Origin of the sequence: Spirillospora sp. NPDC052269, from assembly GCF_040679435.1 — a bacterium.
GTDB lineage: Bacteria > Actinomycetota > Actinomycetes > Streptosporangiales > Streptosporangiaceae > Spirillospora.
The window spans coordinates 144,204-164,297 of sequence record NZ_JBFAUU010000001.1 but is presented as its reverse complement, the minus strand read 5'-3'; the positions used below and the strand labels follow the sequence as shown (position 1 = coordinate 164,297).

Annotated in this window: 28 protein-coding genes and 1 pseudogene; 18 read left to right on the top strand and 11 right to left on the bottom strand. The window is 64.2% G+C overall.

Features of this window, described 5'->3' with window-relative positions; all coding sequences use genetic code 11:
• From pip to AB0L06_RS00735, 12 genes are all read left to right on the top strand, one after another.
• The gene (gene pip, locus AB0L06_RS00790; protein ID WP_500228797.1) at nucleotides 1-945 is read left to right on the top strand and encodes a prolyl aminopeptidase; all 945 of its coding nucleotides are present in this window, start codon (nucleotides 1-3) and stop codon (nucleotides 943-945) included.
• A gap of 412 nt (nucleotides 946-1,357) precedes the next feature.
• The gene (locus tag AB0L06_RS00785; protein WP_500228796.1) at nucleotides 1,358-1,759 is read left to right on the top strand and encodes a hypothetical protein; all 402 of its coding nucleotides are present in this window, start codon (nucleotides 1,358-1,360) and stop codon (nucleotides 1,757-1,759) included.
• Between the two features lie 480 nt (nucleotides 1,760-2,239).
• Nucleotides 2,240-2,599 carry a hypothetical protein gene (locus AB0L06_RS00780; RefSeq protein WP_500228795.1) on the top strand — a complete coding sequence of 120 codons (360 nt, stop codon included), beginning with the start codon at nucleotides 2,240-2,242 and terminating at the stop codon, nucleotides 2,597-2,599.
• A gap of 47 nt (nucleotides 2,600-2,646) precedes the next feature.
• Complete coding sequence (locus tag AB0L06_RS00775; protein ID WP_500228794.1) at nucleotides 2,647-3,351, top strand: hypothetical protein; 705 nt, start codon at nucleotides 2,647-2,649, stop codon at nucleotides 3,349-3,351.
• Entirely contained in the window at nucleotides 3,348-5,129 is a 1,782-nt protein-coding gene (locus tag AB0L06_RS00770) for a serine/threonine-protein kinase (RefSeq protein WP_500228793.1), read from the top strand. Before AB0L06_RS00775 ends, AB0L06_RS00770 begins: the two co-directional genes overlap by 4 nt.
• 673 nt (nucleotides 5,130-5,802) lie before the next feature.
• Nucleotides 5,803-6,150, top strand: coding sequence for a DoxX family protein (locus AB0L06_RS00765; RefSeq protein ID WP_500228792.1), 348 nt, complete (start codon nucleotides 5,803-5,805; stop codon nucleotides 6,148-6,150).
• A gap of 268 nt (nucleotides 6,151-6,418) precedes the next feature.
• Entirely contained in the window at nucleotides 6,419-6,964 is a 546-nt protein-coding gene (locus AB0L06_RS00760; protein WP_500228791.1) for a hypothetical protein, read from the top strand.
• Nucleotides 6,965-6,980: 16 nt separating this feature from the next.
• On the top strand, nucleotides 6,981-8,315 hold the full coding sequence (locus AB0L06_RS00755; protein ID WP_500228790.1) for a WXG100 family type VII secretion target: 1,335 nt from the start codon (nucleotides 6,981-6,983) through the stop codon (nucleotides 8,313-8,315).
• On the top strand, nucleotides 8,315-9,547 hold the full coding sequence (locus AB0L06_RS00750) for a S8 family serine peptidase (protein WP_500228789.1): 1,233 nt from the start codon (nucleotides 8,315-8,317) through the stop codon (nucleotides 9,545-9,547). The genes AB0L06_RS00755 and AB0L06_RS00750 overlap by 1 nt, the downstream gene beginning before the upstream one ends.
• Before the next feature lie 219 nt (nucleotides 9,548-9,766).
• A complete protein-coding gene (locus AB0L06_RS00745; RefSeq protein WP_500228788.1) occupies nucleotides 9,767-10,129 on the top strand; it encodes an SseB family protein in 363 nt (120 codons plus the stop codon).
• Complete coding sequence (locus tag AB0L06_RS00740; protein ID WP_500228787.1) at nucleotides 10,126-10,470, top strand: DUF6317 family protein; 345 nt, start codon at nucleotides 10,126-10,128, stop codon at nucleotides 10,468-10,470. The genes AB0L06_RS00745 and AB0L06_RS00740 overlap by 4 nt, the downstream gene beginning before the upstream one ends.
• Nucleotides 10,471-10,611: 141 nt before the next feature.
• Nucleotides 10,612-11,502, top strand: coding sequence for a hypothetical protein (locus AB0L06_RS00735; protein WP_500228786.1), 891 nt, complete (start codon nucleotides 10,612-10,614; stop codon nucleotides 11,500-11,502).
• A 748-nt stretch (nucleotides 11,503-12,250) separates the two neighbouring features.
• Here AB0L06_RS00735 and AB0L06_RS00730 read toward each other — a convergent pair.
• The gene (locus AB0L06_RS00730; RefSeq protein ID WP_500228785.1) at nucleotides 12,251-12,571 is read right to left on the bottom strand and encodes a DUF6210 family protein; all 321 of its coding nucleotides are present in this window, start codon (nucleotides 12,569-12,571) and stop codon (nucleotides 12,251-12,253) included.
• Between the two features lie 38 nt (nucleotides 12,572-12,609).
• Between AB0L06_RS00730 and AB0L06_RS00725 the strand changes: the two genes are divergently transcribed.
• The 4 genes from AB0L06_RS00725 (at nucleotide 12,610) to AB0L06_RS00710 (ending at nucleotide 14,934) form a co-directional block, all read left to right on the top strand.
• Entirely contained in the window at nucleotides 12,610-13,140 is a 531-nt protein-coding gene (locus tag AB0L06_RS00725; protein ID WP_500228784.1) for a hypothetical protein, read from the top strand.
• Nucleotides 13,141-13,168: 28 nt separating this feature from the next.
• Entirely contained in the window at nucleotides 13,169-13,468 is a 300-nt protein-coding gene (locus AB0L06_RS00720; RefSeq protein ID WP_500228783.1) for a WXG100 family type VII secretion target, read from the top strand.
• 370 nt (nucleotides 13,469-13,838) lie between these two features.
• Nucleotides 13,839-14,426 (top strand): hypothetical protein, encoded by a 588-nt coding sequence (locus tag AB0L06_RS00715; RefSeq protein WP_500228782.1) that lies wholly within the window; start codon nucleotides 13,839-13,841, stop codon nucleotides 14,424-14,426.
• Between the two features lie 202 nt (nucleotides 14,427-14,628).
• Nucleotides 14,629-14,934, top strand: a complete 306-nt coding sequence (locus AB0L06_RS00710) for a hypothetical protein (protein ID WP_500228781.1) — start codon at nucleotides 14,629-14,631, stop codon at nucleotides 14,932-14,934.
• 146 nt (nucleotides 14,935-15,080) lie between these two features.
• On the opposite strand, the gene AB0L06_RS00705 is transcribed toward AB0L06_RS00710, so the two are convergent.
• From AB0L06_RS00705 to AB0L06_RS00660, 10 genes and pseudogenes are all read right to left on the bottom strand, one after another.
• Entirely contained in the window at nucleotides 15,081-15,404 is a 324-nt protein-coding gene (locus AB0L06_RS00705; protein WP_500228780.1) for a DUF6210 family protein, read from the bottom strand.
• Nucleotides 15,370-15,510: pseudogene (locus AB0L06_RS00700) on the bottom strand (hypothetical protein); the annotation flags it as partial. The gene AB0L06_RS00705 and the pseudogene AB0L06_RS00700, both read right to left, overlap by 35 nt.
• A 40-nt stretch (nucleotides 15,511-15,550) precedes the next feature.
• A complete protein-coding gene (locus AB0L06_RS00695; RefSeq protein ID WP_500228779.1) occupies nucleotides 15,551-15,757 on the bottom strand; it encodes a DUF397 domain-containing protein in 207 nt (68 codons plus the stop codon).
• 27 nt (nucleotides 15,758-15,784) lie between these two features.
• On the bottom strand, nucleotides 15,785-16,000 hold the full coding sequence (locus tag AB0L06_RS00690) for a DUF397 domain-containing protein (protein ID WP_500228778.1): 216 nt from the start codon (nucleotides 15,998-16,000) through the stop codon (nucleotides 15,785-15,787).
• A gap of 13 nt (nucleotides 16,001-16,013) precedes the next feature.
• Nucleotides 16,014-16,247 carry a DUF397 domain-containing protein gene (locus AB0L06_RS00685; RefSeq protein ID WP_500228777.1) on the bottom strand — a complete coding sequence of 78 codons (234 nt, stop codon included), beginning with the start codon at nucleotides 16,245-16,247 and terminating at the stop codon, nucleotides 16,014-16,016.
• 48 nt (nucleotides 16,248-16,295) lie between these two features.
• On the bottom strand, nucleotides 16,296-16,484 hold the full coding sequence (locus AB0L06_RS00680; protein WP_500228776.1) for a DUF397 domain-containing protein: 189 nt from the start codon (nucleotides 16,482-16,484) through the stop codon (nucleotides 16,296-16,298).
• A 65-nt stretch (nucleotides 16,485-16,549) separates the two neighbouring features.
• Nucleotides 16,550-16,750: a DUF397 domain-containing protein gene (locus AB0L06_RS00675; RefSeq protein ID WP_500228775.1), complete on the bottom strand. Its 201-nt coding sequence runs from the start codon at nucleotides 16,748-16,750 to the stop codon at nucleotides 16,550-16,552.
• 65 nt (nucleotides 16,751-16,815) lie between these two features.
• The gene (locus AB0L06_RS00670; RefSeq protein WP_500228774.1) at nucleotides 16,816-17,007 is read right to left on the bottom strand and encodes a DUF397 domain-containing protein; all 192 of its coding nucleotides are present in this window, start codon (nucleotides 17,005-17,007) and stop codon (nucleotides 16,816-16,818) included.
• A gap of 66 nt (nucleotides 17,008-17,073) precedes the next feature.
• Nucleotides 17,074-17,265 (bottom strand): DUF397 domain-containing protein, encoded by a 192-nt coding sequence (locus AB0L06_RS00665; RefSeq protein WP_500228773.1) that lies wholly within the window; start codon nucleotides 17,263-17,265, stop codon nucleotides 17,074-17,076.
• Nucleotides 17,266-17,277: 12 nt separating this feature from the next.
• Complete coding sequence (locus tag AB0L06_RS00660) at nucleotides 17,278-18,093, bottom strand: helix-turn-helix domain-containing protein (RefSeq protein WP_500228772.1); 816 nt, start codon at nucleotides 18,091-18,093, stop codon at nucleotides 17,278-17,280.
• 840 nt (nucleotides 18,094-18,933) lie between these two features.
• Here AB0L06_RS00660 and AB0L06_RS00655 point away from each other — a divergent pair.
• The gene (locus tag AB0L06_RS00655; protein ID WP_500228771.1) at nucleotides 18,934-19,359 is read left to right on the top strand and encodes a hypothetical protein; all 426 of its coding nucleotides are present in this window, start codon (nucleotides 18,934-18,936) and stop codon (nucleotides 19,357-19,359) included.
• Nucleotides 19,341-20,069 (top strand): ATP-binding protein, encoded by a 729-nt coding sequence (locus AB0L06_RS00650; protein ID WP_500228770.1) that lies wholly within the window; start codon nucleotides 19,341-19,343, stop codon nucleotides 20,067-20,069. The genes AB0L06_RS00655 and AB0L06_RS00650 overlap by 19 nt, the downstream gene beginning before the upstream one ends.
• Nucleotides 20,070-20,094: the final 25 nt, after the last annotated feature.

The following is a 20,094-nucleotide window of genomic DNA, read 5'->3' as shown; positions in this document are numbered from 1 at the left end:
ATGTATCCCCCCATCGAACCGCACACCCACGGCATGCTGGCGGTCGGCGACGGCCAGGAGCTGTACTGGGAGGAGTGCGGCAATCCGGACGGCAAGCCGGCGCTGTTCGTCCACGGCGGGCCGGGTGGCGGCGTGCTGCCGTCCATGCGCCGCTGGTTCGATCCCGACGCGTACCGGATCATCCTGTTCGACCAGCGCGGATGCGGTAAAAGCCGTCCGCACGCGAGTGACGTCCAGGTCGACCTCACCACCAACACCACCGCGCACCTGATCGCCGACATGGAGCTGCTGCGCGAGCACCTCGGGGTCGAGCGGTGGCTGCTGTTCGGCGGGTCCTGGGGCACCACGCTCTCGCTCGCTTACGCCCAGCGGCACCCGGATTCGGTCAGCGAAATGGTGCTGCGCGGCGTGTGGCTGCCGGACGTGGAGGCCGACACCGGGTGGGCGACCGGCCCGCACGGCGCGGCCCGCCTCTTCCCTGAGGACTACGCACGCCTCCGCGACTTCATCCCGCACGCCGAACGCGACGACCTCACGTCCGCGTATGGGCGTCGTCTCAACGACCCTGATCCGTCTGTGCACGTCGCGGCCGCCCGCGCGTGGGGCGCGTGGGAGATCGCCGCGAACACCCTCCTGCCCGTCCCGCCACCCGACCTGGACGACGCAACGCTCATCGCGTTCAGCCGCATCCTGCAGTCCTACTTCAGCCAGCAGTGCTTCCTGGGGAAGGACGAGCTGCTTGAGGGCGTCGACAAGATCCGCCACATCCCGGCCGTCATCGTGAACGGCCGCTACGACATGAAGACCCCGCCGGACGGCGCGTTCGCCCTGCATCGCGCCTGGCCAGAGGCCGAGTACCACGTCGTCGAGGACGCCGGTCACGGCGGATCCGAGCCCGGCACCGCGCAGCTGCTCGTCCGCGCCACCGACCGCTTCCGGAAGTGAAGACTCGGGTGTGCCGTCCGGCGCCGGACGGCACACCCGCCGCCTGCCCGATGTGACTCGATACCACCCGTCCGAGCAGCTCGTGGGAACCTTTCGGCAACGGAACTCTTCACTCGCAACATGCACCTCTGTAAGCTTTCGCGCGTACTCCGCCCCGTTGTCAGCAATGCGGCCAGGGATAGCGATGCACAGCCGGTCGGTACGTTCGTCCCCCGCGGGAACCGGTCCTGCCGTCCGTAGGCACGCCGGACGGGCAGCACTCGCGGCGCTTCTGGTTCTGACATGCGCCTCCGCATGCGGCGGATCCCACTCCAAGGGCGGCTTCGACCCGAACGGCCGCTTCGACAACGCGAACAGCGGCTCGTCGCCAGGCCTCCCGCCGTCCCCCAGCGGCCCGGGCCTGCCGAGCACGATGACGCCCAAGCAGGTGGACGAGGCCGTCGTCCAGGCGTACCGCCACTTCCAGCAGACCTACCAGCAGGTCTACACGAACAACGACCCGGCTCCGCTCACTCAGGTCGCCGCCGACCCCCTCCTCGCCAAGGTCACCAACGACGTCGAGGCCACCAAGGCCAAGGGTGAGATCTGGCGCTTCGTCAACGTCTCCAACCCCCGCGTCTACGCCCGCTCCAAGGACGGCGCGAAGGTCTTCGTCATCGACTGCATGCGCACCCTCGCCGGCTACCGCTTCTCCGCCAAAACCGGCAAGCGCCTGGGTGGACGAACCGGCAGCGCGTACGTCTACAGGACGGGCCTCAAATACGTCGATGGCGCCTGGAAGGTCTACGACAGCGTCCAGGACAAACAATGCTGACCCCCGCACGCCGCACCGCGCCGCCCCCGCCGGGCGTTGGGCAGGGAAGGAACCCCCATGTCAGGACCAACCAGACCGGCCCTCCGCACAGCAGGCCTGTGCGCCGCCGCACTGACAGCCGCACTCCTCGTGCCCGCCCAGGCACAAGCCGATCCCTGTAGCTCGGGAAGCGGCGGCGGCTTCGGCTGCAACAACAACTCCCCCGGCAGCGGTGGTGGCGGCGGAGGTGGCGGCGGCGGCACTGGTGGCGGTGGTGGTGGAGGAGGCGGGGGCACGGGTGACATCCCGGTCGCTCCAGGCACCAACGGAAACCTGGGTCCCGGAGCAGGCAACGGCGGTGGAGGCGGAACTCCGCCCCCGGCCCACATCAACACCACGACCCTCGCCCAACAGGCGGCGGCGGGAGCGCAACTCCCGGTACCTGTCGTCCACACATCCCCCTCGGGCAAGACCTACGTCCGTGTCAAGACGGCCTTCTGGGTGGACGGCTTCGTCACCGTCCAGACGGCCCCGGTGACGGTTCCGGGACAGACCGTTCAGGCGACCGCGACTCCAGCCCAGGTCACCTGGCAGCTCGGAGACCCAACCGACCCTCAGATGGTCTGCAACGATGCTGGCAGCAACACCGGTACGACGTGCAGCCACACCTACCAGCGCGCCTCAACCGGTGACGGCGGCAACGGCGCCTACCAGATCACCGCAACCATCAGTTGGAACATCCGCTGGACGTGTGTGGGTGCCGACTGCGACCAGCCCGGGGGAGTCCTCCCGGCCATGACCATGACGTCGGTTCAGAATCCGCTGGTCGTGGCCGAGATCCAGACCGGCAGCCGCCAATGACCGGAGCAAGGGGCTTCGGGCGCCGCAGCGCAGCAACGGCCGTCGGCATGACAGTGGTCACGGCGCTCGCGCTGACTGGATGCGGTGGCTCCGGCAAGAAGAAGGCGGAACCAACTCCGTCTGCGCCGAGCACGACGCCCTCGAGCCCTCCCCCGGTCTATTCCGCGGACCAGGTCAAAGCCGCCCTTCTCGCTCCAGCTGACATCAAGAAGGGCATCCACGAGATCAAGGTGGTACTGGACCCGCTCAAGTTCGACAAGGTGCCCATCTGCTCATTGACCGGCTTCAAGATGCCGGGGTCACCGCAGCTGACGACGCGCCAGTTCATCAATGACACCCTTGGGGCCGATCAGTTCCAGTACGCCCAGCTGATCGCACGCTACGACGATGCTGCCAGTGCGAACTCGGCGTACTCCGCCCTGAGCGGCGCGGCCGGCAAGTGCCCAAAGCGCCACCACGTCCCGCCGAAGAAGGTGACCGAGAACTTCACCATCTTCTCCCACAACGACACCTGGAAGGTCACCGACAGCGCCGTCCAGTCCTGGGCTCACCTGCAGGGAACCGAGCAGCAGGTGTACCCGCCGGATGCCACGAAGTTCAACGTGTACAACGTCTTCTACGACTATGCGTCGCGCGGCAATGTCGTCATAGCAACCATGTACGCACAACGCACCGCACCGAAGGCTTCCGCCGCACCCATCGCCCAGCAGGCTTCCACGGTGATCCAAAAGCAGCTCGGCAAGTTCGGATGAGCCGGAGCCCGTGGCGGCTTCCGGGTTTCACCGAGCTGAAGGAGCTGGGCTCGGGGACGCAGGGACGCGTCGTCCTCGCTCGCCATGACGGGGACGGCAAGCCGGTCGCGATCAAGTACCTCGCACCGGATCAGCAGGTCGATCCACGCTTACAGGCGATGTTCCGGCAGGAAGCGACGCTCCTACAGCGGGTGGTGAATCCGCACGTCGCCAGGATGCTCGGCTATGTCGAGGGTCCGGACGGGTCGGCGATCCTCATGGAGGCGGTGTCCGGCCGATCTCTGCGGGCGGTGCTCGACCAACACAAGGGGCCCCTCGCTCCCGAAGTCGCCTTGCTCACGCTCAAGGGTTCGTTGCTCGGGCTCGCCGCCGCACACGCCGTGGGTGTCGTCCACCGTGACTACAAGCCCGGGAACGTCCTGGTTCAGGACGATGGGGTGAGCAAGCTCATCGACTTCGGAGTGGCCGTCCTGACAGGCCAAGGCGGAACCGCCGGGACACCGGCATACATGGCCCCCGAGCAGTGGAACGGGCAGCCCACATCCTCAGCCACCGACATCTATGCCGCCACGTGCGTCTTCGTCGAGTGCGCGTCCGGCCGCAAGCCCTTCCAGGCCGAGACTCTGGACGACCTGCGAGCGCTCCATCTACTCCAGGCACCCAGGCTGGATGGGATTCCCGAGCCACTTCATCCGCTGGTCATGCACGGACTGGCCAAGGATCCAGTACAGCGCTTGTGGGACGCCAACACGTTCGTCAGTGAGCTTGAAGCGCTGGCGGTCGGCGCCTATGGCCACGACTGGGAGCGCCGCGGGCTCATCGCTCTTGGCTCAGTCGCTGGGCTCGTCACCGCAGCCGTGCCCGCAGCGCTCTTGGGCGGGGTGTTCATGGCATCCGGGAGCACCTCAGCTGCTGCCGCCACCGGCGCGTTGTCGACTGGAGTCGCCGGGGCAGGAGCGTCCGCAGCCGGAGGCTCCGCGCAGGCGGGCGCCGCTTCGCAGGCCGCAGCGAAGTTTGGTGCCACCAGCACGAAGGGCGTCCTCTCGAAGGTCGGCGGCGCGAAGGGAGCGGCGACGATCTGCGTGGCCGGGGCTGCGGCCACAGCCGCCACCGTCCTCCTCTGGCCGTCCGGCCCGAAGGTGGGCGGGAAGGCGAGCGGCTCCTTCGTCCTCTCGTTCACCAAGCCCGGAGTCCTGCTCGGCCAGCCGAACATGCCCGCATCCGACACGCCGCTCATGCGCTTCCAGATCACGGTGACTCCCGCTCGGGCTCGTCCTGGTACTCAGGTCACCGTCGTCACCAGGTTCAACGCGAGGTCCCCTTTCGGCGGCACCTATTCTGCGGGCGGGCAGCGGCGATGCTACGGCGAGAAGAACCACCCCGCCGGACTCATCAAGACCTACAACTTCGGGATCGGCCAGGACGACGGGATCAAGGTCGGGAAGAACGAGGGCACCACAGCGCTCTTCCCCATTCCGCCCAACCGGCCTGGGACGATCCCAACGGGGATCGGCCAGGTCATCAAGACGGTGCACCAGGTGAGTGACAACCACCAGCCCTATGTTCAGAGCGAGTGCGCCTACCTCAGCACGTTCGTGATGACGGACACGTTCATCCTGCCGTCCTCGAAGGTGGTGAAGCCGGGCGAGTATCTGCTGTCCCAGAGCAACAGCCCGCGCATCACCCGAACTTCGCGCGACAAGGTGGACATCCCTCCGTCCTCCGCCGGCGCGACGGCGAGCGGGACTCTCCCCATCTTCACCGTGCTCAAGGGATAGCGAGCCCTGGGACACCCTCAGACAATCTCATAACGGGGCATAGGGGACGAAATTCACGATTACGCGGTCGGCTGGGGCACGCTGACTCTGATCAACGCCGGACTCGCTCAGGCGAAGGGCCGCAGCGGACTCAACTGGTGGATCCTGTCGCTGTTCCTGGGGCCGGTCGCAACCTTCCTGATCGTCGTCTTGGACCGCCTGCCAGCGAAGGAAGCGCGCTGAGAGAAGCTTGTCCGCGGCCCCATCTACGAACATGGCGCGGGTGACTGATTGGGCTTGGCGCTGGATAGCAGCCCGCTCCGCGTTCCCAGGGCCAGGCCGAGCAGCTCCCGCCCTCCCGAGACCGACGATCTCCCCACGCGTTCACACGTCCGGACGCCCTGCCGACGAAGACCGGCATGCCGCCCCGCGAGACCCCGTCCACGCGCCACGCGTCGGCACCTCCCGCCGAGCAAGGCCGACGACCGGACGCGAGAGGCAGCCTGCCCGGTCTGACCGTGTTCAAGGGGCGCCGCATCTGAAGGTCACCCGCTGAGCGGCTGCATTCGCACAGCTCAGAGGCGCACTCCCGACCGTCCGCACGTGCCTCAGAAAATTCTGTTCGCACATCTGTCACACACCCGGCGCGGGCTCCGTCAGTGGGACGAAAGCACCGAGCGAACAGGAGCACGCCATGTCCACTACTTACACCGTCGCCACCGTCCTGACCGCCGCCTGGGTCGGGTTCTCCGCCTTCTCCCTGCTGCGCCGCGCCGACTTCGTCACCCAGCCCCTCATCGAGTACGGCGTCCCCCGCACCTACTGGACGGCCCTCGGCACCGCCAAGGCCATCGGCTCCCTCGGTCTCCTTGCCGGACTCGCCGTCCCCGCGATCGGCATCGCCGCCGCCATCGGCCTGGCCCTCTACTTCCTCGGAGCCATCGCCACCGTCCTCCGAGCCCGCTCCTACAAGACCCTCCCCTTCCCCGTCCTCTACCTCGCCCCCGTCATCGCCACCCTCACCATCAGCGCCACCGTGTGACCACGGCGTGACGACCTACCCAGACCCGTCATCCGCCCAGGCAGCGCGGCCCGGTCACATTGCCTGACCTCCGAAGACGCCATTTAGACGACCGCCAAGGGCCTCGGTGGCACCGAGCCGTCCTGACAAAACTCCCTTCGGCGGTCACGACGGCCACCCGATCACTCGCGTCCCCCGCCGAACAACTCCTGTTGCAAGCCGTTGCAGGTCAGGGGGTTGGCCCCGTGGTGAGGCGTTACAGCGAGGCTGACTAGATACCTTTCACCCGATGTGGCTGCTGTTGACTCGATTCGCAGAGTTAGGCAAGATCGCACGTCGAGTCCCCGCGCTTTCCTTGTTCGCTCCGCTCCCCCCGGAGGAGTCGATGGCCCACGACGGCCCCAACACCAACACACAAGACAGCTGGAGAGGACTCGCCAGCAGCGGCGACAACATCGTCCACCAAGACCTGCGGCCGCTGGCCCACAAGCTCGAGGGCTACCTGGAATCGATGGTGGACTCAGCGACCGCCTACCTGACCACGGCCGGATCGGTCCCGGCGTCCGCATACGGCCAATGGGACGCCGCCGCCGGACTGGCGGGCACTGTGGACACCACACACCGCGGTATCACGGCGCAGCATGTTGCGTTCGTCAACGCTCTGCGCGACATGGTTCACCGGCTGCACGTCACGATGAACGTCTACGACGAACACGAGCAGATCATCGACGCGAAGATCAAGCGGCTCAATCAGCTCCTCCACGCCGCCCCCCAGCCGAGTCACGCGCCGAGTCCGCTGTCCAAGCCGCACAAGGCCGCCGGCCCTTCCTGGTAACCCCGGAGTCTCCGTCATGAGCAACGTCAGCACCGTGACCCTCAAAGGCTCCGCGCCCGCAGGTTCGCCGGGGTCCTACACGTCGAAAGAGCAGATCACCGCACTACTGAAGGGCACCGATCCTGCTGCCGTCAGCCGCGCCGGACAGTCCTTCATCAGCTTCGCCAGCACCTACGAGCAGATGGTGGCGAACCTCAAGTCGTTCTCCAACGAACTGGCAGACGCCTGGACGGGCCCGGCCTCCAACGCAGCCCAGGCGCGGCTGTTGGAGATGCACGAATCGGCGATGCAGATCTTCCAGCAGTCCGACAGCGCTGGCCGCGCCGTCCAGGCCCACGGTGACAGCTACCTGACCTGGTACCACTCCAGCATGCCCACCCCCCAAACCACCCAAGAAGCTCAGCAGTGGATGCAGGGCGCCAACGGCCGCATCAGCCAGACCTGGCAGGCCATGCCCGACGACCTCACCACCAAGCTCCCCCGACCAGCGCGAGAGGGTTGGGGAAGCACAGGCGGCGGCCCCTCCGGTGCGGGTGGCGGAGCGGGGGGTGGAGCGGGTGGAGCTGGCGGGCCGGGCTCGGGACATGGTCCGGCCGGCGGCGGATCGGGTTCGGGGCACCAGCCCCAGCCGTCCTCCACCAGCGGTGACCACTCGCACCACAAACTCGGCAGCTGGCGGCAAGATGGCCCTGGCCACGGGCCCGGGGATACCTCTCCTAAGGTCCCGGCCGGGGGTGGGCAGAACACCTCTCCGTTCGCCGATGGCACTCATCGAACGGATCTCTCCACCTTCGATCCTTCAAGTGGCGGCCCCGGGGGCGGCTTGGGGCCGGGGGCAGGGTCTGGTGGCGGTGGCGGTGGCGGTGGCCCGTTCGGATCCCTTCCCTTCGGTGGGGGCGGTGGATCACCGTCCGCAGGTGGAATTCCCGGGTCGCCGGGGATTGGAATCGTGCCGGGTGGCGGTCCTGGGATGATCCCTGGAAGCGGGGGTGCGTCGGGAGCCGGTGCACGATCGGGGACCACTGGTGCGGGTGCTGCCGGACGCTCCGGTGCATCGGGATTGGCTGGTGTACCCGGACATGGCAGTAGCGGTGAGAAGGACCGTGAACGTAACCGGGGTGCCTGGCTGGCCGAGGAGCGCAGCCTGTGGGACGGGGACGTGGAATGGGTTCCGGGGGTCATCGGTGAGGCTCCCCGGCAAGCTGAAGAGGCCAAGGAGCCCGAGCAACAGAATGCCGCTGAGCCTGACGACCAGAGCACGGCCGATCTGCTGCGCACCGCACTGGCCCGGATCGCTGAGCTCGAGCTTCGGAACGCCGGGCAGCCGTCCGACCGCCCCTCGGATACATAGTGGAGGCCCTCAAGACGCGCTTGTGGACGCGACGGTTCGGCGCTGCGACGCTGGCCGTCGCGTTCACCTGCTCAACGGCACTTCCTGCCAGAGCCGCCACGCCGTCGCCGCGCTCTGACGAATGGTGGTTTCGGACCTGGTCGGTTCAGGACAAGGTCTGGCCACTCACGCGTGGCGCCGGGGTCACGGTCGCGCTGATCGATACTGGAGTCAACGCCAAACTTCCGGAGCTCGCGGGTGCGGTTCTGTCTGGGACCGGCACCGATAGTGAGGCCACTGATGGTCGCGTCGACACCGACGAACCCGGGCACGGCACGGCCATGGCCGCGCAGATCGTGGGCCAGGGAGGCGGCACCACCGGATACGTGGGCCTGGCTCCGGAGGCCAAGATCCTCCCCATCCAGGCCGGAACGAGCGGCGCCATCGCCGACGGCATCAAGATCGCGGTCGACCGCGGAGCGAAGATCGTCAACATCTCCCTCGGCGACACTTCCGACATGTACAAACCTGTCCACTGCGCGCCTGAGTATGCCCATGCCATCGGCTACGCACTCCAACACGATGTGATCATCGTGGCTTCTGCGGGCAATTCCGGGGACGAGGCGAACCTGCCCGAAGCCCCTGCCTCCTGCCCCGGTGTACTCGCCGTTGGGGCGCTCACCAAGCAGCTTCGTCCCTGGAAGAAGACCCAGCGGCAGAACTACGTCACCATCGCCGCCCCCGGTGCGGGCCAGGGCTTGGTGGTCAAGAACGGAACGTACTACCGAGGCAACTCCGGTACGAGTTCCGCTGCCGCGCTCACCTCGGCGGCCATCGCCCTGATCCGCTCCAAGAACCCGGCCATGCCGGCCCGCACCGTGGTCCAACGGATCTTCGCCACTGCACGCTCCATCGGCGCCTCTGGATGGAACAATCGCACCGGATTCGGTTTGATCGATATTGCTGCGGCCATGGATCCAGCGAGCCACCCCGTACCGGCAACAGCAAGCAATCCGTTGTACGACGCGTTCAGCCGGTGGCAGGGATCGATATCCCCAACCCCGAGCACCGCACCGGCAATCCCGAACGCTGCGGCATCCCCAAGACAACCTAAATCGAATAGCCATTCTTTCCCCTCCCCCACTCTCCTGGCGCTCGGAGGGGCTGGCCTTCTGATATTCGGCGCAGGCGCTGCTGTCACTTTGATGCTCGTTAGACGACGAAGCACCAAATACCAAAGCCCGATCCCGTAGGCAGCAGACAACTTGAAGATGCACTCAAGAGCATCGGGGTGGTCCGCCAGCTGAACCATCGAAAGACTCTTAGCGCAAGCAGCGACCCCAAGATGACCTGCCACGGGCACGAATTCCATCAAATTCTCATGCAGGTGTCGAGCATCGAGAGGAACCGAGTTGGCCGATCAACCCAGTCGCGTGAGTGGACTCCTTAACGCGAACACCCCCTTCGCCCCCATGGACGAAAGGGAAATAGCCGACCGGATAGCCGGGGACATTCCATCTCCTCAAAGTCCCCCACCCCCGGAGCCCGCAGACGAGGAAGCGGCCCCGGCCTACGTCTACGTCCCAACCAGCGATAAGCAGGGCTCCTCGCCTGATGAGGTCCGGGCAGAGATCAGGGAAGGGGCCGATGGGGCACCGACCCTTGCCGTTTACACAAGCGAGCTCCTACTGGACGAAGCTCTAGGGAACGCGCAGCCGCGGGCACAACTGGCGATCATTGATGTTCTGCTTCAAATCTCCGATTCCGGGATTTCAGTTGCCCTGAACCCCCAACTAAGAAGCTCTTCCCAGGCCACAACAGGCGGTACTCATTGAGTAATGGCTATGAAGTAATTGCGAACGATCTCGAGGATGCCGGCAATCGATGCCACAATGCCTCCGAGGACTACAAGGGCAGTATGCCGAACGCTGGCTTCAGCGGCCCCGACTGCGGCGAAGAGAAATTGACCAAGATGCTCGGTGTTTTCCTCAAGGCAACTGGTCAGATGCACTTGATTCTCGCACAAGCACTCGCTCAGCATGGAAGGAAACTCGACGACGCCGCGAATACCTATTCAGAGGCGGATAATAAAACAGAAGCCAGCCTCCGCATACTTCTGGGCCAGATACGCATGTCTCCTGATGCTCCCGGAGACAACGGATCCTCACCTTCCTAGCCCTGCGGGAAACTAGGCGATTCCATGACTAATAATTCCGATGGAAGTCTTCCACTCACCAGACTGGTCGATGTCCAAGTCCCGGCCCGAAAAACTGTCCCATCCTGCAAATATAGATTTATCAGCGGCGACTACCCCGGCATGGCAAACCTTGCCGGGCAACTCTTCGATTTTGCAAGCAAGAGCAACACAGAAGTGAAGAGCGTTGCGTTTGCCCTCGAAAGGCTGGTCGGAGAGGCCGGCCATTGGCGAGGACGAGCCGCAGGAAATTTCCGCTACAGCTTTGGCGCCGACGTCATTCTCATGAATGGCTTGGCGCATGTCGCAGCAGGTATCGCGCAGCTCATGGATCAGCTTGCTGCAGATCTCGCAACTTTGGAACTCCAAGTCGAAGAGCGCATCTCGGTTCTCATAGGATTGGGCTATGTTCAGTTCTCGAAGACCAGTCTAGGGGATGACGGCCTGCGAATTTTTGCACAACACCTGAAGAATGCGGATTCTACCGTGCTCACCGAGCTCGGAATCAGAGAAGGCGCCGCCGATGCACGCGCCACAGGCGCCTTCCTTGAGGGCATCCCTGACATCGCGGAAAAACTTCGCAAGACTGCGCTCGCAGAAGTTACGGGTGCCACTCAGAAATTGATGGGTTCACTGAACCTCTACACCGACTCGAGCGGCAAGCTTCTCAGCCTAGAACCACACCTACTCCGCGATCCTAAGGATCCAAAAACTGGCGTGAGGGACCCAAATGGCCAGATGGGCCTCGACCAAAAGGGAAACGATGCAATAAAGAAAGCGTTTGACGACCTGAATGAGAGTTCGGGAATCAATCAGAATGACATCAAAGAGGCGTATAAGCATCTCCAGAAATTGGGCGGGGATGCTGATACGATCGGCGACCTGATGGGAGAATACAAACAATTCCATACGGCAGGTGGAGCTGGACGCTTGAAGACACTGACCAAAACTATTAATACCGTAGGCCCCATCTTGGGCGACATCGCCACGATCGTCAGGTATCTACCGAAATGATTGTGAAATGGAGTCAACTATTTCCTCATACTGCAAGCGACGTTGCCGCAAAGTCTTCACATCTGGGAAAGTTGCAGTATTTGGCGCACTGATCGGCAGCTCTCTGATCGCCGGATGCACAGGATCGAAAGACAGCCACGCGCCTATTCCGTCGTCCGCAAGCCTTTATCCTCGACTTAACGCGGAACTTCCTCTCGCCAAAGGCGCGACTCTACAAGACCCGCATAGTCCGACGCTGATTCGTGCGGTGGCCGCCGGCCGCCTCACAAGAGATCCAACCCCTGCATCCGGTCAGACTCCGCAGCAAATGAACATCGTCTATGCAGTCCTTGAGATCTCGGCTACCCAGCCCGACTTTCACGCACGGCCGGAACCAGCTGTGTATTTTTCAGCACCTGAGTGCGGGCCTGCCGCCAATGGGTGTGCCGGCGATTTTGGTGCAGCCGAGAGGTTCGCGACAAGAGGCGAAATTCAACGAGATCCTGCGATGCTTTGGAGTGCTCCAGAGAGAGATTCATACTTTCCAAACCCTAGAGATACCTACGTCACGGTACGGATGGTTTCGATTTCGCCAGATGTGCCATTGGCGCATATCCGACTTTGCAGCCAAGAGAACGAGAAGAAGTGCATCGGCCTGGCTGGCTTGCCATCAGTGTTCACTGAATCTCATTCATGACTCTCCGGAATGTTGCAAGGACTCCCCAAGCATCCGTGCTTGACTGAGGGCTATCCAGGCCATTGGATGCTGTCAGTCGGAGCTGTACCAGAGGAGGATGCCGGGGCCGTCTGGTGTGAGGACTGGAATCCACGCCTCGTCGGCTTCGCGGATTCGGTCGACGTCCAGTTTCAGGAGGTGTGGTTCTTCGGACTGGCCGTCGCAGGCCCAGTACGTGATGTCCTCGTCGAGGTCGCGCAGTTTCGCGCGTTCCTGCTCGTCGGGCCAAATGTAGTTCCAGGTGCCGGCCCCGCGGAAGTGTCCCTCGAACAGGGCGCGGAGACCGTCACAGACCGTGACCCGGAGGGTGCAAACTGACCAGGCTTGAGAACGCGTCCACTCCGCGGAAAGCATCGCGAGGTGTTAGGCCCCTGACCGCCATGCTAGGCACTGTGGTCGGCATTGTGCTCCTTGGCGTCATCACCTTGGTGATCTTTCGATCAGTCACCTCTGATGATAAGAAAGATAGCACCGCTGCAAATCTGCCTAGCATCTGCGGCCGGATAAGCGATGCTGAACTCAATCGCCTGATCGGCCCCCACGGTCCTGCACTGCAAAATAGCACGCCAAGCACCAGTCGCTGCGAGTGGCGCCCGTCTCCCAATGACGAGATCACCTTCCTTTCCATCGAAGTACAGCACCCCGGCGACGTCAAAGCCCAAGATGGACCAAGGCGGGCAACGGAACGCTACGATTCACTTCTCGGAGGCTGGCATCCGGAAACAGCACAAGAATTGCCTGGAGTCGGTAACCGGGCTTCGCTGACGAGCAGCAATTCGAAGCGAAACCCCGGTGCGCGCATCGTTGCGACCAAGGGCGAGTATGTCGCCTTGGTCTGGTATCAGAAGAAGGGCGCTACACCCGAACCACCGACCTCCACTGTTCAACGCATCACCGAGACACTCCTCGCGGGGCTCCCGTAATCCACCCCTCCGTCACCGGGAGCGACCGATGACCCAACGTCCCATTCGTGTCGACCTGAGCCAGATGGGCCGGACCGTGGAAGCGTTCGAGGCCGTCCGCAAGGAGTTCGTCAACTGCTTGAGCACCCTGGACGACGACCTCAAGACCCACCTTGACCAGTGGGAGGGCGACGCACGCACCGCTTACAACACGGCACATCATGAGTGGACGGACGCCGCCGCCGATATGGCCGACCAGATCGCCTTCCTCCGCCACTGGCTCACCGTCGGACACCGCAACTACAGCGGTGCTCTCGACGCCACCGTCAAGACCTGGCAGATCGACTGACAGCGCCGCCCCTGCCGGCGCTCTCCTTCCCAAGGCGCGCAGAGAGGCTGACCGTCACTTGGGACCAAGAGTTAGCCGGAGTCGGGTATTTGGGTGCCGTTGCCCAGGACGCTCTGATCGAGTGGGTCTCACGTCCAGCCAAACGAGTCGGTCGGAATTACGCCAACGCACGACACTGAGGCTGTCCGGCTTGAGAATTTCACACCTCGTCGGATTCGTGGATCCGGTCGGTGTCCACTTCGGGGCGGTCGGGTTCTTTTGGCTCTCCGCCGCAGGCCCGGCACGTAATGCCTTCGATGATGTCGTGCAGCATTTAACATTCCTTTCGATGTCCGCGAAGAGCCATCCGCATCGTTCAGGAACCAAGTGATTGGACATCTCTGTGAGAAAAGGGTATTCCGCAGCTCGCTTCGCGGCGCTCTTCTGCATGCTGCCGTTCACACTTGCCGCCTGCTCTGGCGGTTCAGGAAGCCCCAATAGGCCAGACCTTAAAGCAGGTGAATCCACTTCGGCCAGCCCCTCTCCTCAGCAACTCGCGATGCCCTCAGCATGCAAACTCGCACTTTATCCTGACAAAACACTACTGAGGGGCGGTGTACTGAAGGTGCGATCCCAGACTTCCAGCGACACACATGCCGAATGCAGCGCCGCCACTGCTTTGCACAGCAGTAGGGCGTCTTTTGTGGAGGTGACAATCTATGCGGGATCCGGCCCGGGGGACTCAACAGGGGCGGAGCTTGTCCGCTCCGAAATCAACGAGGGGAAATGCCAGGTGCTCAGCGACGTTCGCGACATAGGCTGCATCTCGATTACGGACGGATCGGCGCAAATACAGGTTGTGCGGAGCAATATTCAAGTTGGCATCGGCTTTCGACTGGCCGCCCTTCTGGATCAGCGTCGGATTCTCGCCTATGCCGACATGTACGCAGCCACGGTTTCGGAAAGCATCCACGCTTGATCGTCCCTTGGCCTTGCGAAGAGCGCGGATGCCGCGAAAAGGTAGCGGACGACAAGGAAGCGTATCCCTCCCATCGACCGATGGGAGGGATATCCTCAGCACACTCGCCAGCTTTCAGGCACCCCAGCGGTCGGAGGAGTTTGTGAATCCACACTTCACGGTCGAGGAAGATTGGAAAGTCCTTCGCATGCACGATGCTCCAGTGTCTGAGATGGAACTTTCCGAGACCTTCTTCCTGCGGCTGGTCAATGGCTTGATTCTCACGTCGAGCAAGCCTCCCGGACTAAGGGCGAGCATAAACTGGCGCGCCCCCGTGACATCGTTCACCGAGATTCCGCGAGAGGAACTCGATGGACTGATCGGAGCAAGGCCGCTATCCTGGGTCGTTTTCAACGATGGAGACCATCGAATTTCGTTCTCGAATCGATGGATCGTCGTCCTCGAACCAGAAGAGGGTGACGACTGGAAGATTGATCTCCCCGACGGCTCGTCGATCCGTTTTCCCTAGTGAAATTTTACCTTACGGGCCACTTTCGACATAACTTGGATCCTCTCGTGAGGAAAGTTGCCGACGCAATTTCCGCGCGCTGCCAGACTCGCCAGATTCGCCGTCGTGTGCTCCTTCCCACCACCACAGATCAGCCCTGCCGCTGATCAGTCGGAGTTGTACCAGAGGAGGGTGCCGGGGCCGTCTGGTGTGAGGACTGGGATCCAGGCCTCGTCGGCTTCGCGGATTCGGTCGGCGTCCACTTTCAGGAGGTATGGCTCCTCAGACTGGCCGTCACAGGCCCAGTACGTGATGTCCTCGACGAGGTCGTGCAGTTTCGCGCGTTCCTGCTCGTCGGGCCAGGTGAAGTTCCAGGTGCCTGCACCGCGGAAGTGTCCCTCGGAACAGGGTGCGGAGACCGTCCAGGGCGTCAGGGGCGTGGAGAGGAACGAGGAAGCCCTTGATCTGGCCTTGACGGCAGGCGGTGCCACCGTATTGCTGCCGGTAGCAGACGCCTGTCGGGGCTTCCACTACAACGAAAAGCCATCCGCCAGGGGAACCCTCGGGGTCGAGGAAGACGTAGCGGCGTGGGGGCATGGTCGACGACTTCCTTGGGTGAGCTCGGACGATCCGGAGGTCAGACGCTCTTCGTCCGGCGGATGAGGGCTTGCCAGTCGGCAGCAGTCAGAGAGAGGCGAGGGCCGTCGGGGTCCTTGCTGTCGCGGAGGCCGACCGCTTGGTGAGGCAGGGCCGCGGCTTCGACGCAGTCCTCGCCTTGGGCGGTGCTGTGAGAACTCTTGCGCCAGAGGACGGCAGCGGGCTCTTTCGGGAGGTCGTTACGCATTGGCAGGCTCCCTGTTCCGAGGTGACGTCAGCGCTGAGATACCCGCCGCCCATCGTCTTCGACAAGGTGGGCGCGGAAGATGCGCCATGCTTCGGGGCTGAATGTCAGGCTCGGACCGTCTGGATCCGTGCTGTCGCGCACCCGCGTTCCGTGGCCGTCGGCGCCGGCCACTTCGACGCAGTTGCCGCCGTTACCGCTGTGGGAACTTCTCCGCCATGTTGCACGGTCGTCCAGCGTGGACATCAGCGCCCGCCTTTCAACTCGTTGCGCGCTCTGTCTCGCCGCGCCGGATGCGACTAACGAGTTGGGCCCAGGCGTCGGGACTCACACCGATCACCGGCCCGTTGGGGTCTTTCGAGTCGCGGACGAACCCGGCACCGTCCACGCCTGCGACTTCGATGCAGTCCCCTCCTCCAGGGCCACCGTCACCGGAGTGTCTGCTCTTGCGCCACACAGTGGTTGTGGGCTGTCTCGGGAGGTCATCACGCATGATCATGTCCTTCCTGAGTTCGGTCCGGCCGTTCAAGGGGGGTCGCGTTCAGGCTGACAGCACCTTGGCATGGAAGACTCGCCATGCGCTGGGGCTGAATGTCAGCTCCGGCCCGTCCGGGTCCTTGCTGTCGCGGACCTGCGTTCCGTGGGTGACGGATCCTCTGACCTCGACGCAGGCCTCCTGGCCTGCGCTGTGAGTCGACTTGCGCCACGACCTCGTGGAGTGATCCTTCATGGATCTACCTCGTTTCGTCTCGCGCATCCTTGGGCACGAGACGTCGCAGTTGGACGAGCCTCGCGTCAGATGCTCTTCGCCCGGCGGGCGAGGGCACGCCAGTCGGCTGCGGTCAAGGAGAGGCGGGGTCCCTTAGGGTCCTTGCTGTCGCGGAGGCCGATCGCCTGGCGAGGCAGGGCCGCGATCTCGACGCACTCCTCCCCCTGGGCGGTGCTGTGAGAGCTCTTCCGCCACTGGACATCAGCGAAGGGTTCCTGGTCAACCATCCGGTGCCTCATTTCGTCACGAGCGTCCTTGGTTCATGAAACGTCGTATCGGGACGAGCCTCGTCTCAGATGCTCTTCGTCCGGAGGATGAGGGTTCGCCAGTCGGTGATGGTCAGGGAGAGGTGGGCGCCGTCGGGGTCCTTGCTGTCGCGAAGCCCGACCGCTTGCAAAGACAAAGCCGCGACCTCTACGCAGTCCTCCCCGTGGGCGGTGCTGTGAGAGCTCTTGCGCCACGGATCCTTGGAGTGATCCGTCATGGATCTACCTCGTTTCGTCTCGCGCAATCCTTGGGCGCGAGACGTCGCAGTTGGACGAGCCTCGCGTCAGATGCTCTTCGCCCGGCGGGCGAGGGCACGCCAGTCGGCTGCGGTCAGGGACAGGCGCGGGCCCTCGGGATCCTTGCTGTCGCGGATCTGCGCTCCGTGACCGGCGAGGCCAGCCACCTCGACGCAGTTGCCTCCGTTACCACTGTGGGAACTCCTCCGCCACGTGGAACAGACGTCTAGCGTGGACATCAGCGACTCCTTTCAGTGCGCACTACGTTCTACATTGTCTGCGATGGACGCTATGAAGGCCACTGACTCAGCTGGCGGAAGCGCTTTGGCAGTCACGTGCCCGAACATCAGGGTGTAGTGACGTACCTCTTCGGGGTCCTCCAGGACCAAACCACTGCAGGACTGCTCAAGGTAAACGAGGTCCGGGTCGCTGGGCTCAGGGAACCCCAACAAGCAGAACGGTCCCTCCAGCGCCGCGTGAGCCCCTGCCGCAAACGGAATCACCCGGATGTCGACGTTCGGGAGTTCACTCACCTCGGCCAGATGCCGGAGCTGGGCCAGCATCGTCACGACACCGCCTGCCAGACGGCGCAGTACAGCCTCGTCGAGTACCGCGAGGAGCTGGATGGGGCTGTCGGGTCTCGTGAGCAATTCCTGCCTGGACATCCGGACCTGAACCTTCTCGTCCACCTCGGCTGGGAGGGTGCTCATCGCGGTCTCCTCGGTGACCGCCTTGGCGTACTCCGTAGTTTGCAGCAAGCCAGGCACCAGCTGTGACTCATAGGTGCGGATAACCGAGGCGGCAGCCTCCAGTCCGATGTAGGAGTCGAATCCGGGCTTGAGCGATCTACGGTGGCGGTGCCACCAGCCGCGCTTGCGCGCATCCTTGGCCATCTCCACCAGCTCTCGCCGGGTGGCCTCGTCCCTGACACCGTAGGCGTCCAGAAGCATCAGCACGTCACCAGGCCTGGGGGTGCTCAGTCCCTTCTCCCAGCGAAAGATCGACGTGTCGGAGGCTCCGATTAGCTCGGCCGCCTGGTCACGACTCATCCCGCGCTCGTCACGCATCCGTCGGAGTTCTGACATGAGGCGTCGCTGGCGTGCGGTGGGGCTGACGTGCTGACGCATCCCTGTTCCCCTCGCCGAAGATCCAGAAAGTGGGCCCACAAGAATCTTGGAAGAATTTCATTGTGAACTATTGCAGGTTGACGAGACTCGGTCCATGCTGACAGTACAACCACGACCACGCTCGCGGATGCAGAGCACTCAAGTTCACTGACACTGAGTCACAAAGAAGTCACACATTGTCGCTCAATGGTGATCATTCGGTCGACCTCGGAAGGCGATCAGCCGGGGCGCCTCAGGGCACCTCATGTCTGTCGCCATCTTCACGACCGACATAGCGGCGAAAAGCGCACACGGCGCCTGCCAGTCGGGCGGCGTGAGGCAGAGATTCAAATAAAAGAAGAGCCGCCGCGCGGCCAGGTCCATGGCCTGGAAACCGTCCCTGGCCGCGCGGCTCCAACCTCGCAAAGGAGGTGTGCCGTCATGGTAGACGCACCGATGACGGCGGTGAACCGAAGGTCCGAAGGCAAGCAGGTGCGCGCCCGATGGCGGGCGCGGCCACGTGCGATGCGGCGGCTCGACGCCGCGTAGCGACTCACCACGCCTGAACCGATGGCGGCATGCCCGCCAGAGGTGTCGTCCTGCATGCCCAAATGCGGTCCCGGACGTGGTGAGACACGTGCCCGACTGGGGCCTTTCGGACATCGGAGATCCGTCATGGGAGACATTCCCGCGTTCTCGACAACTGCACAGATGTACGACGCCGCGACCGCTCGTCCGCCGGTTCGCGTGCGGTTCACTGCGACACCGGACAGGGGTCACGTCCCGTGGGAGGTGCGGGGCGTGGATCCGGATGCTGTGCTCGCGCTCGTGCGGCACCGGCACCCGGAGGCGGTCTGCTGGTACGGCGACTTCACGGGTCGCTACTGGTTCCTGTCCCCGCACCAGACCCTGGTCGAGGCCGACGACGCGAATGCGCTGGTCCGGCAGTTGGGCGTCTGCTATCCGCCCAGCGCACGGGCTCCGCGGAGCGGCGATGGTCCTCGGCAGCGGCGGACCGTCCGCATGCAGAGGGCAAGTCGGTCGGTGGAGGGGGTGGCTGCGGCCGTCCGGATGGCCGAACCGGTTCTGCCTGAGCGGAAGGGGCTGCTGCGGCGGGTGGTCGGGTGGGTGACCGGGCGGCGTGCTGCGTCGGCAGCGCAGTGCGGGGACGTCTGCTGCGCCCCTGAGCGCGGGGAGCGGGTGAACCTGTGGGAGGCCTCGTGCTGAACGACGACAGTCCCGTCCTTCGGCCTGGGCAGGCGCATGTGCTCCTGCTGCCGCCCGATCGGACCTGCGCTTCGAGCGCGCGGTCGACCGTGTCGGTCGTGGGGAGCGCGCTTGGGCTCCCGGACGGGCTGATCGACGACGCCACGGTCGCGGTCTCTGAGCTGGCCACCAACTCGCTGCTCTACGGGGACGGCACGGATGCCGAGCTTTGGATCTGGCTGCGGTCCCGTCCCGAGCCCGCTCTGGTCCTCACCGTGTTCGACACGGGGCCTGGGCCGCTCCCCCATCCCGTCCACGGTGACCTGCTGGACGTCCACGGGAAGGGGCTGGCGATCGTCGCCGCGCTGGCCGAGACGTGCGGGGCTCGGCTCAGCCGGTCGCGGTTGCGGCTGGTGCCCGTCCGCGGGAAGGCCGTCTGGTGTGCTTTCCCGCTGCCGGAAGGGTTCGCGATTCCCGTGTCCGTTCTTACCCCGGCGCGGGTCGGGCGTCAGGTGGTGCTCGAGCTGTGCAGGCGCGGTCTGTTCGCCTCGTGTGCCGGTGAGATCGGCGGACGGTCCGTCCTGCTCGTGGACGGGCTGCGCGTCGAGATCACACGTACCGAGGTGAGCTGGCGCAACGTCGTTGGGGGCAGGAGCTGCTACCCGCTGGCCGATCTGCAGGACGCGATCGAAGCGATCACCAAGGACCTCAGCGCTCCCGGCCCGCCCTGACAGGAGCTGAGACGCGTCGGGGTGC